The organism is Burkholderia sp. Z1 (assembly GCF_014893795.1).
GTDB lineage: Bacteria > Pseudomonadota > Gammaproteobacteria > Burkholderiales > Burkholderiaceae > Burkholderia > Burkholderia theae.
Genome location: NZ_JACFYL010000002.1, coordinates 485,519 through 498,166 on the forward strand (window position 1 = coordinate 485,519; position 12,648 = coordinate 498,166).

Annotated in this window: 10 protein-coding genes; 4 read left to right on the forward strand and 6 right to left on the reverse strand. The window is 65.8% G+C overall.

Going from position 1 to position 12,648, the window contains the following annotated elements; translation table 11 throughout:
- Positions 1 to 19: 19 nt before the first annotated feature.
- Positions 20 to 2,134, forward strand: coding sequence for a phosphocholine-specific phospholipase C (locus tag H3H55_RS19295; protein WP_193099803.1), 2,115 nt, complete (start codon positions 20 to 22; stop codon positions 2,132 to 2,134).
- 76 nt (positions 2,135 to 2,210) lie between these two features.
- Here the strand turns inward: H3H55_RS19295 and H3H55_RS19300 are convergent, their stop codons facing one another.
- Complete coding sequence (locus H3H55_RS19300) at positions 2,211 to 3,533, reverse strand: galactosyl transferase GMA12/MNN10 domain protein (RefSeq protein ID WP_193099804.1); 1,323 nt, start codon at positions 3,531 to 3,533, stop codon at positions 2,211 to 2,213.
- Positions 3,530 to 4,222 carry a class I SAM-dependent methyltransferase gene (locus H3H55_RS19305; protein ID WP_193099805.1) on the reverse strand — a complete coding sequence of 231 codons (693 nt, stop codon included), beginning with the start codon at positions 4,220 to 4,222 and terminating at the stop codon, positions 3,530 to 3,532. The genes H3H55_RS19300 and H3H55_RS19305 overlap by 4 nt, the downstream gene beginning before the upstream one ends.
- A 296-nt stretch (positions 4,223 to 4,518) precedes the next feature.
- Here H3H55_RS19305 and H3H55_RS19310 point away from each other — a divergent pair, with 296 nt between their 5' ends.
- The 3 genes from H3H55_RS19310 (at position 4,519) to H3H55_RS19320 (ending at position 7,755) form a co-directional block, all read left to right on the forward strand.
- Entirely contained in the window at positions 4,519 to 5,661 is a 1,143-nt protein-coding gene (locus H3H55_RS19310; RefSeq protein ID WP_048246596.1) for a DUF2827 domain-containing protein, read from the forward strand.
- Positions 5,662 to 6,446: 785 nt separating this feature from the next.
- On the forward strand, positions 6,447 to 7,250 hold the full coding sequence (locus H3H55_RS19315) for an EAL domain-containing protein (RefSeq protein ID WP_129515745.1): 804 nt from the start codon (positions 6,447 to 6,449) through the stop codon (positions 7,248 to 7,250).
- Between the two features lie 88 nt (positions 7,251 to 7,338).
- Entirely contained in the window at positions 7,339 to 7,755 is a 417-nt protein-coding gene (locus tag H3H55_RS19320; RefSeq protein WP_193099806.1) for a hypothetical protein, read from the forward strand.
- An 80-nt stretch (positions 7,756 to 7,835) separates the two neighbouring features.
- Here the strand turns inward: H3H55_RS19320 and H3H55_RS19325 are convergent, their stop codons facing one another.
- The 4 genes from H3H55_RS19325 to H3H55_RS19340 are packed head-to-tail and all read right to left on the reverse strand — an operon-like array spanning position 7,836 to position 12,648.
- Entirely contained in the window at positions 7,836 to 9,809 is a 1,974-nt protein-coding gene (locus H3H55_RS19325) for an FkbM family methyltransferase (RefSeq protein ID WP_193099807.1), read from the reverse strand.
- Between the two features lie 23 nt (positions 9,810 to 9,832).
- Entirely contained in the window at positions 9,833 to 10,969 is a 1,137-nt protein-coding gene (locus H3H55_RS19330; RefSeq protein ID WP_193099808.1) for a DUF2827 family protein, read from the reverse strand.
- A gap of 31 nt (positions 10,970 to 11,000) precedes the next feature.
- Positions 11,001 to 11,468 (reverse strand): DUF4019 domain-containing protein, encoded by a 468-nt coding sequence (locus H3H55_RS19335; RefSeq protein WP_193099809.1) that lies wholly within the window; start codon positions 11,466 to 11,468, stop codon positions 11,001 to 11,003.
- A 25-nt stretch (positions 11,469 to 11,493) separates the two neighbouring features.
- Positions 11,494 to 12,648, reverse strand: coding sequence for a DUF2827 domain-containing protein (locus H3H55_RS19340; RefSeq protein ID WP_193099810.1), 1,155 nt, complete (start codon positions 12,646 to 12,648; stop codon positions 11,494 to 11,496).

The window sequence follows — 12,648 nt, forward strand, 5'->3', positions numbered from 1 at the left end:
CCAATCAAGAGCAACCAGCATGGCCACCCATTCGCGACGCGATTTTCTGAAGTTCTCCGCCGGCCTCGCCGGCGCGACCGCCGCCACCGCACTGCTTCCCGAATCGATCCGCAAGGCGCTTGCGATCGAGCCGAATACCGTGACGGGCACGATCCAGGATGTGCAGCACATCGTCGTGTTCATGCAGGAGAACCGTTCGTTCGACCACTACCTCGGTCACCTGAGCGGCGTGCGCGGCTACAACGACCGATTCCCGGTCACGCTGCCGAACGGCAAGCCGGTCTGGTTCCAGCCGCGGCAGGAAGACAAGACGAGCGTGATCGCGCCGTTCCGCTACGACACGACCGTCCCGGGCGTCAACGCGCAGTGCATCGGCGGCCTGCCGCATACGTGGGCGACGACGCACGGCGCGATCGACAACGGCCGCGCGGACCAATGGGCGGTGCAGAAGTCGAACATGACGATGGGCTATCACGTCCGCGACGACATCCCGTTCCATTACGCGCTCGCGGATGCGTTCACCGTGTGCGACAACTACTTCTGCTCGATTCCGGGCAACACGCACCCGAACCGCATGTACCTGATGACGGGCATGGTCGATCCGCTCGGCACGGGCGGCGGCCCGCTGCTCGACAACACCGACTACATCGACAACCAGTTCGACAAGATCCAGTTGCCGCCCTTCAGCTGGACGACTTATCCGGAGCGCCTCGAGAAAGCGGGCATCTCGTGGCAGATCTACCAGCAGGGCACCGGGTTCGACAACTTCACCGGCAACTACGGTACGAACATGCTGGCGTGCTTCAACAACTTCGTGAATGCGCCGGCCGGTTCGTCGCTGCAGACGCGCGGGATGAGCACGCGCTCGATCACGCAGCTGAAAGCCGATGTGCAGGCGAACGCGCTGCCGCAGGTCTCGTGGCTGCTGCCGCCCGCCGCGTATTCGGAACATCCGAAGTTCACGCCGCTCTACGGCGCGTATTACCTGTCGAACATTCTCGATGCACTGACGTCGAATCCGGACGTGTGGAGCAAGACCGTCCTGCTCATCATGTACGACGAGAACGACGGTTTCTTCGATCACGTCGTGCCGCCGTCGGCACCGACGCTGCCGGGCTCCGGCATGAGCACCGTGGACGTGTCGCTCGAGCGGCATAACGTGGTGACGTCGACGCAGACGGGCACGTACACGGCCGACAACCTGCCGTACGGCCTCGGCCCGCGCGTGCCGATGTTCGTCGTCTCGCCGTGGTCGAAGGGCGGCTTCGTGTGCTCGCAGGTCTTCGATCACACGTCGGTGCTGCAATTCATCGAGAAGCGCTTCGGCGTGGTGGAAACGAACATCTCGCCGTGGCGCCGCGCGATCTGCGGCGACCTGACGTCGGCGCTCGACTTCTCGAAATCGGATGCCACGGTGCCAACCCTGCCGAGCACGCAGGCGTATGTCGCGCAGGCGGATCTGCAATGTTCGCGCGCATCGTCGCAGACCGCGCCGGCCAGCACCGCGCAGCAGGTCGTGACGGCGCAGGAACCCGGCACGCGGCCCGCGCGTGCGCTGCCGTACGAATTGCACGTCACCGGCCAGCTCGGCGCGCAAGGTTACGCGGTGACGTTTGCGAACACCGGCACGCAAGGTGCGCACTTCTGGGTCTATACGGGTGACCCCACCGCGATGCCGCGCCGCTACACGGTCGAAGCGGGCAAGCAACTGACCGATACGTGGGCGCTCGACGCGAACGGCAACTATCTGGTGAGCGTGTGGGGCCCGAACGGCTATTTCCGGCGCTTCGCGGGGTCCGCCGCCGCGGATGCCGGCGCGAAGCCTGAAATCACGCCGTGCTACGACGCCGCCAACGGCGACGTCTACGTGACGCTTGCCAATGCGGGCGCCAGCGCACTGACGGTCACGGCGACCGATGTCGCGTACGGCGGGCCGGCGCGCACGCTGACGATTCCGCCGGGGCAGCGCATCGAAGCGCACTGGGATCTGTCGTGCAGTAGCCACTGGTACGACCTGCAGTTCGCGGTCGCGGGGAATACGGGCTGGACGCGTCGCATCGCGGGGCACGTCGAAACCGGCAAGGCCAGCTTGACCGACCCGGCCGCCGTCGCGCCGACCACCTCGCCGGTCTGACGGCAAGCGACGCGCGCCGGCTGGTAGGCATCCAGCCGGCGCAGTCGCTCGCGGTTTTGATTCCGGATCGGTGGCTTCAGCGCAGCAGACCGTCGTCGTGCGCCATCATCAGTGCGCGCATGTCGGACCACATCCCGTAGTAATGCACGATGTAGCTGTCCGCGCGGCGGAACAGCCAGGGCGTGTTGAAGCTGACGAGATCGGCCACGCCTTCCCCATCCAGCTGCCCGTCGCGCTCCATCGCGCGAATGAAGTGCAACTGGTCACCGTCGCTCGCATAGACGCTCGACCTGTCCTGCAGCGCGGTGATCGTCGCCATCATGTCGCGCAGCATCGCATCGTTGCGCTCGGTGCGCCGAAACGCCATCACGCCCGAGTTGAACGCCCACTGGCCGATGTCGTGCGCGAGCAGCCAGTCGCGCCCTTCGAGCAGCGGTTCCAGCGCTTTCTGCTGGTCGGCGATCAGCACGTCGGCGTCGAGCCACACCACCCAGTCATGGTGCTGCAGATAGCCGTGCAGCAGCCACGGCTTGAACCAGTTGCCGGTCGCGTTCAGCTCGATCTCGCCGGGAATGTCGCGATGCACGTAGAGCGTGTAGCCGTGTGTGTCGCAGTAGCGCCGGAAATTCTGTTCCGCGATGCGCGCGTAGTTGCCGATGTTCGGCGTGTATAGCGTCATCACGGCAATCGATCGGCCGGGGTTGTAAGTGCTGCGCTCGGCGGAATCGGCCGGCTCGCTGCCTGCGTCGTGATCGAACGAGAACATCGGCTGGCCGGCGGCGCGGCATCGGTTGATGTACGCGACCAGCGCGTCCCGAAAGCGCGGCGTCGCGCCTTTGCGTTCGGGATCGTGCGGCGTGTCGTCGATGCTGATCGCGAACGTCGGTACGCGGCTCCACATCGGATCGAGGTTGGGGCCGGTCGGCATCACCGGGCACAGCCCGTCGATCAACGTCATGTAGTGATGCGTGTCCAGATCCGCGAACAGCGCGGCCTCCGACGTGAGCCGCGGCTCGCTGCCGAGCTTGCACCGCTGCACGAGTCGCATCACGATCGCCCGCACGGCCGCCGTGTTGCGCCAGACCTGCACGTCGACTTGAGGCAGCGGGTGGGCGAAGGCGCCGACGAGCAGCATGTCGCGCCCGGGCATCAGGCGATCCAGCGCGACGGGTTCGACGATCGCCGCGTCTTCGCTGAGCAGCAGCACGAGTTCGTCGGGCTGCGCGCCGCGGAGCACGTGGAGCAGCGATTCGTAGCGATACAGCGGCCGCAACGGCAGCGCCTGCGGCATCGCGGAAGCGTCGACGATCTCGTGACGATAGCCGTGCGCCTGCGCGTAGCGGCGGTGATTCTCGAGGCTCGCGGGTGCGTCGTGACTGAAATGGCTGAGGACGATCATCGTGCACCCGAAAAGTCGGGAAGCGGGCGCCGCAGGCGCTCGCGAACGCTCTCCATGCTCCAGAGCCCGAGACAGCGATCCGACATGGGCACCGTGCCGAGATCGCCGCCGTAGATGATGCATTCGTTGCTGCCTTCGACGATCAGCGTCAGCGGCGGATCGAGATCGAACGGCGCCATTTCGAGGTTGATCGGCGTCCACTGGCCGGTCGCGATGCTCGCGTTGCGCGGATAGCTGCGGTAGATGAAGGTCGTGGTCAGCAGGTAGCGCGCGTTGGTGGCCGCGAAACGCTCGAATGCGCGAAACACGTCGGCATGGGAAAAGTGGAACAGGCAGTCGCGGCACAGGATCAGGTCGGCGTCCGGCAGCGGATCCTTCAGCAGGTCGAGATGCACGAAACGACGGTTCGGCGCAGTCCAGGTCGCCTGGTTGGCCGTGACGAGGTTCTGCACGATATCCGCACCGATGTAGTCGATGCCGTCGAGGTCGACATGGCGCATCCAGTTGAAATCGCCGCACGGCGCATCGAGCATCGAACGCACCCCGAAGCGGCGCAGCAACCCGGGCAGCTCGCGAATGATCTGCGCGGTGTTCTTCAGCTCCGAACCCCACCCGGACACGCTCTCCTGAGAGTGCCACCCCTTTTCGTCATGGATTTTCTGGAAGACTTGCGCGGCGTCGTGTTCCATTTGTCAGCCTTTTTCAATCGTGTTGCGGCGAGGTCGTGGGTTGTCCGTTCGAATGCCAAAAACAAGCCGCAACCTGGCGGCGCGGCGGGCAGCCCGAGTATCGTATAACGGCCTTGCGCATTTGTGCGGCCCGCCCGCGCCGCGCGCCGGGCACTAACCATCCATGACAGTGTGCGGGCCGGCGCTCCGATAGAATGCCGGGTTGGCGCCGGCGTGCGCCGCCGCTTGACGCGGGCGGCGCCTCGCGCGCTACACTGCGTCCATTCCACCCCTTCCAACCTTCCATCCCGCCGACGATGACGTCTCCTGCCCTGAACGGCCTGCGCATCGGTATCACGATCGGATTGCGTGCCCCCGACGAAAGCCTGTGGATCAACGGCATCAAGCAGAACGCGCTGTTTCTCGCGAAGCTGCTGATGGCGTCGCCGCACGGCTACCGCGTGACGCTGGTCAACACCACCGACGTGCCGCTCACCGATGCGTTGCCGTGGGATCGCGGCGTGTACGACACGCGCGCGTTCGCCGACATGAAGGATGCGCTCGACGTGGTGATCGAGCTTGGCGGGCAGATCGACGGCGAGCAGACGGCCTACCTGAAAGCGCGCGGTGCGAAGATCGTCAGCTACTGCTGCGGCGTCGAGTACATCAACGCGATGGAGTCGATGCTGTTCGGCCGCCGGATGTGGGACGCGCTCTTCATCAACCGCGGCTACGACGAGGTGTGGGCGATTCCGCAGATCGCGCCGTCGTCACTGCCGTTCCTGCAGTCGCTGCGCCGCTGCCCGGGGCGCGTCGTGCCGTTCGTGTGGGATCCGATGTTCCTGAGCGCGCGTGCGCAGTCGCTGCCCGAACACGGCGAATACCGGCCGCGCAGCGAGCCCGGCAAGCGGCTGACGGTGATGGAGCCGAATCACAACGTCGTGAAGTTCTGCGTGTATCCGATGCTGATCATCGACGAAGCGTATCGGCGCGACCCCGATGCGATCTGCTTCACGCACGTGACGAACGCCGATCGCCTCGCGCACGACAGCCCCGAGTTCGTGATGCTGATGAACTACCTGGACATCGTGCGTGCGGGCAAGGCGAGCTTCGTCGGGCGCTTCGACACGCCGCTGTTCCTGGCCGACCTGACCGATATCGTCGTGTCGCATCAATGGTCGAACCCGCTCAACTATTTCTATTTCGACGTGTGCTGGCAGGGCTACCCGCTCGTGCACAACGCGAGCCTCGCGCCCGATCTGGGCTACTACTACCCGGACAACGACGTGCAGCAGGGCGCCGATGCGCTGCTGCGCGCGCTGCATACGCACGACGACGACTGGGAAGCGTACACGCGGCGCCAGCGCGAGATCCTCGGCCGCTACACGTCGGCGAATCCCGCGCTCGTCGCCGAGTACGACGCGCTGCTCGCGAATCTGGTCGGCGCAACGGCCGCATAACGTCCGCTTTTCCGCGGCGCACATTCGTTGCGCCGCCGGCCGCCCTCGGGGTTGTCCTACCCTAATGTCTGACGAAATAGTGCCGTTAAAAAAAGAAACCGCCGAACCGGGTCGGTTCGACGGTTTTCGAAGGCACGAAATTGACGGCTCCGAGGGAAGTCCGTCGGAAATAAGTTTATAGGTTAACAAGTCTGGAAGATTGTTAAAGATGTTTCAATCGTTAATCATCATATAATTAAGCGCGCTATTATTGATTCAACACGGTTTGATTCTGCTTTGAAAATTCACAATATCGTTTGAAACGAGAAAATTGAATGCTGCGGTGATCGAATGATGCGCGGCGGCGGGTTTCCGGTGAATGGTCGCCCGTGTAGAAGGCTGGTGCGGCAAGCCCGGGCATGAGTAGAGGGCGATGCTTCACGAATCGTTATTCGTCATATTAATTGGCGAATTTCCGATTTTCGAGACCGGTAAATCGCGGAAAAATCGATTCGGACAAAGCTGTTTAGGCGAAAAAGAGAAACGGTTTCGATTCGGGGTTCTGCAATTGATGTTGTGTAACCTGTCGCACTGTCGGCATCGGGTGCGCATGGTGTATTCCCAGATACTGAATATTGTTGAAAATATCGAATTTGACGGCGCGCCGAAGCGAACAGTACGCCCCCGGAAAAGATCGACATAACAGGATGGGCCGGGTAGGCGGCGGAGCACGTCAGGATCGGCTTGCTCCGCATGTTTCTTGAGGTCGAGCCGTGGTCTGGGCTCGCCATTTGCCGGAGCGCCGGATGAATGCGGTCGAAGCTCGCCTGGAGGCGAATCGGGAAGCGAATCGTGACGAAATCGATCTCGTGTTCGGCGCACCCGACGATCACCCCGACCTCGCGTCGGTACGCAGTTTCGTGGAAAGCCGGCTCGGGTTCGCGCACGAGCCCGTGTGCCGGGCCGATCTGTCGGGGGGCGTGCTGTACCGGGAATGCCTGGCGCGATTGCGGTGGGGCGAGCGCGATGTGCTGCCGCCGCTCGCCTTCCTGCCGCGTCTCGAGTCGCTCGGGCTGATGCGCTGGTTCGACCGGCTCGTGGTCGGCAGGACGATCGACGGGCTGCGCGCCGATCCGGCCGCCGTCTACGGTTGCAACGTCGCGGCGGCGAGCGCGGTCGTCGACGACGCGTGGCTGGCCATTTTCAAGCGGCTCGAGCGCGAGCCGTCGGTCGCCGCGCGGCTGGTGATCGAAATCACGGAGACGGGGCCGCTGAACCCCGTCGCGGGCCGGTCGTTCGTGAACCGCTTCCGGCAGGCCGGATGCCGCATCGCGATCGACGATTTCGGCGTCGGCTTCAGTGCATTGAACAATCTGGTGGTCGGCAATCCCGACATCGTGAAGCTCGACAGGTCGATCCTGTCGATGATCAAGCGCAACTCGATCGGGCGCTACCAGTTCCGCAGGCTGATCGCGTTCGCGCAAGAAGGTGCGCGGCACGTCGTCGTCGAAGGCGTGGAGACCGAGATCGACCGGCAGATCGTCGTGGATGCCGGCGTCGCGTGGGCGCAGGGCATCCGCTTTTCATGGCGGTCGCCGGCCGCCGCGTGATGGCGCGCGAACAGGCGGGGCGGCGCGCGTGATGTGCGCAGGGCGGGGCCGGCGCGGGGCCGGGACGAATGACAAAAGGGGCGTGGGCATGGCGGAGACGAAGGCCGGAGTCGGAACGGGCACGCAGGCGGCAGATGCGCGCGACCTGGTCGCGCTCGCCGAGCTGGCCGACATGCTGTGGCAACTGGGCGCCGAATCGACCGACGTGCCGATCGATGTCGCGCCCTATCTCGACGGCCTGAAAGCCGTCGCGCGTCGCATTCAGCGGATGAAGCCGCTCGACGCCCGCAGCCGCGAGCTGGCGGCGCGGCACTATTACGCCGGCGTCATCGCGGGCGCGTGCGGCGACGATTCGGCGATCGCGCGGGGCGTATCCGACAACCTCTTCAAGCAATCCGCCGGCGCCAGCCGGCCGGTGGCCCGTTGCTTCGCGGTGCTCGCGCACACGGGGCGGCGGCATGGCCGCGTGTTCGCCGCGCAAAGCGGCGATCGGGTGTTGGTGTAGCGCGCGATGCGCGTGCCGGCCGGCGTGCGGCCGGCTTCGACGTCGTCCGGGCGCAGCAGCCCGGACGCGCGGCCAATCGATCAATTCTTCCCGAAACCGCCGAGCACCAGCGCCATCGCGCGGTCGATCGCGTCGTCCCATTTGCCGACGTGCGCGGCGCGCACGATCCGGATGCCGGGATAGAGCGCGGTGCGCGAGCCGGTTTCCCAGCGCGCGTCGGCCTTCGGGCTCAGCAGCAGCACGGCCGGCACACCGAGCGCGCCGGCAAGGTGGATGTGCGCGGTGCAGGTGGTCACCACGGCGTCCATCGCGAGCGTCAGTGCCGCGAGATCGCTGAAATCGCCGATTGCCTGATGCGGGAACGTCACCGGCAGGTCCGATTGCTCGGATTGCGCGGACAGGTCGCGGTTGATGCAGTACGCGGCGTGACCCTGCATCCGGGTCAGCGGCGCGAAGTCACGCAGGCTGGCCGCGCGATGGAAGCGCGCGTCGCTGTCGTCGCGCCCGCGCCAGTTGAGCCCGATGCGGCGCGTGTCGGCCGAGTGACCGTCGCGCGATACACGCTCGCGCCATGCGGCCGCTTGCGCGGGCGGGCACGACAGGTACGCGGCCGGCACGCCTTCCGGCGCCGGTGCGTAGCCGAACTGCGCGGCGAGCATCAGGAACGAGCACCAGTAGTCGTGTGTGATCTGCGACGCATCGACCCACGCGCCGTGCGCACCGACGAACTCGATGCGCGGGAACGTATGGCGCAGCAGGCCCGTCAGCGCGTCGGGAACGACGACGGTCACGCTCGCGCAACCGAGCGAGTCGAGCGCATGCAGGTAACGCGCGTACTGGAGCTGATCGCCGACGCCGCCGTAGCTGAGCACGAGCAGCCGCTTGCCTTGCAGCGACTGGCCCTGATAGAGCCGTTCCGTCGGCAGCCCGAACTGCGCGGCCGTCAGGACGTTTTCGCTGGCGACGGTGGCGCGTGCGGCCTCGTCGCGCCGGCCGGCGCGCAGCAGCAGCCCCGCGCGCGCCAGTTCGATCCGGCCGCGCGTCGCGTCGGGCAGCGCGGCCGGATCGCCGAAGCGCTCGAGTGCCGCGAGCCCGGCCTCGGGCGCGCCGGCGAAGCCGTAGCACGACGCGAGCTGCAGCGCGATCGCATCGTCGTCGAGCCCGCGGCCGCGCGCGCGTTGCCAGCGGTCGATCGCGCGCCCCCACTCGCAGCGCGATTCGTGGTCGAGCGCACGGTTCCAGTTCGTCTCGGACGTGTCGGTATCGGTGTCGGCGGCAGCCGGGCTGTCCGCGCCGCTTTCGGCCGCCGCGGCGACGGCGAGCGGTTCGCCCGTGATGATCAGGCGTTGCCGGTCCCAGCGCGGGTTCGGCACGCAGAGCATGTTCAGCCCGTCGATCCGGTAGAACGTGTAGTCGAGACCGGCGAACGTCGCGATGATCGGCGCTTCGCCGACCTTCCAGTATTCGATCCAGCACCACGGCAGATGCGTTTCGATCAGCTGGCGCGCGCCGTGCAGCGCGTCGATCTCCATCCCTTCGATGTCGAGCTTCAGGAAGTCGAGCCGCGGCAGGCCGAGCGAATCGAGCCTGACGACCGGCGTCGGCGTGCCGCCCGCCGCGTGTGCGTCGACGAGCGAGACCTGACCGAAGTCGGCGTCCTGTCCGTAGTCGACTTCGGGCACCTTCATCGTGCCGTTGGCGCTCGCGAGCCCCATGTTCAGCAGATGGAGGTTGTCGAGCTGGTTGAGCGCGACGGTGCCGCCGAGCGCCTGGAACAGCGTGCGCTGCGGCTCGAACGCATAGACGCGGCCGCCGCGCTCGCGCAGCCGATGCGCGATCGGCACGCACACGAGCCCTGCATTGGCGCCGCCGTCCACGGCGATCGCGCCGTCGGGCAACTGGTCGATCACCGGCATCATCACGTCGAGCTCGCCCTGGATATGCGGCCGGCCGGTCTTGATCAGCGCCTCCGCCTGGAGCGCGCAGTGACGGTTGATGACGAACGGGCCGTGGATCGAATCGATCACGACGAAGTTGCGGACGGTCTGATTCATGGGCGAGGGGCAGGCGAAAGAGGTCAGCCGGGCGCGCGGCCGGCAAACAGGTGCTGGATCTGCGCGGAATAGGCGCGGACGTTGTGTTCGGAGAGCGTGTCGACCTGGTGCAGGCAGCGGCGGGCGGCCGCCGCGTAGTCGTCGAGCCGCGCGTCGTGCGTCTGCGCGGCGGTTGCGATCGCGCGCGCCGCATCGAAGATCTCGAAGTCCGGGTAGTAGTAACCGACGTCGCGCAGGAACGGCGAGTTGTGCACCAGCGGGTAGTTGCCGTACAGCGCGTCGTACAGCAGGTAGTTGAGGCCGTTTTCCCAGTGATGCGACACGACGATGTCGGTGTGATGCGCGGCCCACGCGACGAACGGCGCACGCACGTCGGCCGTCGCCTTGCCGTCGCGCACCATCTCGAGCCCGAGCGCGAGATGCTTGAAAGCGACGTTTTCCTTCTTGTCGAACGTGTTGGTCATGTACACGTGTTCGACGAGCTCCGGGTGTTCGACGTAGCACGCGTTCGCGGCGAGCATCGGCACGATCGAGCTTTTCACGACGTTCAGGTTCGGTTCGAAAAACGCGATGCGCTTCGCGGGGCCGTGGTTGCGATAGCCGAAGCGCGCCTTCAGTTCGGGGTCGGCCGCGAGGCTGCGTTCGATGAAATACGGCGACCAGATGTGCGGCAGCTCGATCACCGGCGCGCGATAGACGGCCTGGAAATAAGCCGCGCACGTGTGCATGTGCTGCGGGTTGGTCCAGATCTCGTCGAACTGCACGCGGTGCGGGTTCGGCCGCCAGTCGTTCTTCTCGAAGTTGATCGTCTCGACCGCGATCACGTAGTCGTTGCCGAAGCGGTACGACACGCACTTGCCGCCGCGCCGGCGCACGACCTCCGTGTGCGACGGATCGACGAACGCGTTCATCTCGATCAGCAGGTCGGTCTGGTGGACGACGGACGACAGCGGCCGCAGCGCGTCGCCGAACGCGTCCATCATCAGCGCCTGCGGGTAGTCGGTGATGCCGTCGTCGTGCGCGAGCCAGACCTCGCCGATCAGCGGCGACTGCTTCAGCAGCATGTACAGGTACACGCAGTGCTGGTTCGCGCCGTTGTACCAGATCGACTGCGTCGCGTCGCGCTGCACGTTCATCGTTATCGCGACATTGAGTTTCATATCGGCTCCGGTGAGGCGGGTGGTTCTTCGCTTACTGCACGGTGCCTTGCGACTGGCGCGGCACGTAGCCCGTCAGGTGCCAGCGGCCGTCGTCGTCGAGACGAAAGCTCAGCTTCTCGAACACGGTCGCGCCGCTCGTGAGCGTCGTCGCGTAATCGACGTTCGCGTAGAGGCCGTCCGGCGTCGTCGACGAATTCGTGTAGCGGATGCGCGTGATCTGCGCCCAGCCGCGATGGTCGACCGCGCCGAAGGACTGGCGCGCACGCTGCATGTCGGCCGCGAACTGGTCCTGCTTGATGCGCGCCTTCACGAACGCGGCGGCGCCGCTCCACACGGCGCCGTACTGGCCGGCGTCGAGCTGCTTGAACACCATGTCCGAATCGCGCAGCAGCGAATCGGCCGATTCGCCAGCCGCTTGCGCGTGCGCGCCGATCGCGATCGACGCGACGGCGCAGCCGATCAGCCATTTCGTGCGGGCAAGGGGCGAGCGTGCGTTCATGTCGGGGTCCGGAGCGGGCGGCGCGTCACGCGTCGCGATAAAGGGCGGCGATCGCGTCCGAGTAAGCGGCGACGTTCGCGGGGTTGTAGATGCTGACCGACGACAGCACGTGCTTCGACTGCTCGCGGTAGGCTTCCAGGTTCGCGTCGTGCTCGGCGAATGCCTGCAGCAGCGCGCGGCCGCCGGCCTGGCAGTCGAAGTCCGGATAGAAATACCCGGCCTTGCCGAGGAACGGCGAGTTGTGGATCAGCGGATAGTCGCCGTACAGCAGCTCGTAATACAGGTAGTTCTGCGCGTTTTCCCACGTGTGCGACACCACCGCATCGCCGTACGCGGCCATGAACTCGTACACCGCATAACGGCTTTCGAACGTCGTGATCCCGTGGTTCACGATGTCGAGGCTCTTCGCGAAGTGGACGAAGGTGGCGTGCTCCTTGATGTGGATCGTGTTGCACACGCGCACGAACTCCAGGAACCGCGGATCGGCGCGGTACGCCTCTTCCGTGACCAGCATCGGGATGATGCTCGTCTTCACCATGCAGATGTTCGGCTCGAACATCGTCACGCGCCAGCGCGGCTTGCCCGGCTGATAGCCGTACGACAAACCGCCGCCGAGCGTCGCGCGCGCCTTGTCGAACAGCATCGGATGCCAGATGTGCGGGACGATCGTGACGGGCGCGCGCAGGCCGGTCTGGTAATAGTGCAGGCACGAGCGCTCGAACTCGGGAATCGTCCACACCGCGTCGTACGGCGCGCCCGAGAACAGGAAGCCCGACGGCTTGTTGAACATCGCGCGTTCGATGTCGATCACGTAGTCGTTGCCGACCCGCATCGTGACGACCTTGCCGCCACGCTCGTGGAACGCGCGCAGGTAGTCCGCGCCGAACTGCGCGCTCATTTCGATCAGCACGTCGCAGCGCTGCAGCGCTTCATCCATCGTCAGCAGCGGCACGTCCCATTCGCCGAGCATCATCTGCGGATCGGCGACCTGTTCGCCGCCGTTCACCATCACGGCTTCCGCGACGAGCGGCGACTGGCGCAGCAGCAGGATCAGCAGCAGGCAGTTCTGGAAGATGCCGTTTTCCCACAGCGACTGGCCGGCGCCGCGCACGAACAGCGACACGCCGACGACGAGACGTTTGCCGTCGCCGGGCGCTTGACGGGCGTTGGAGTCCGACAT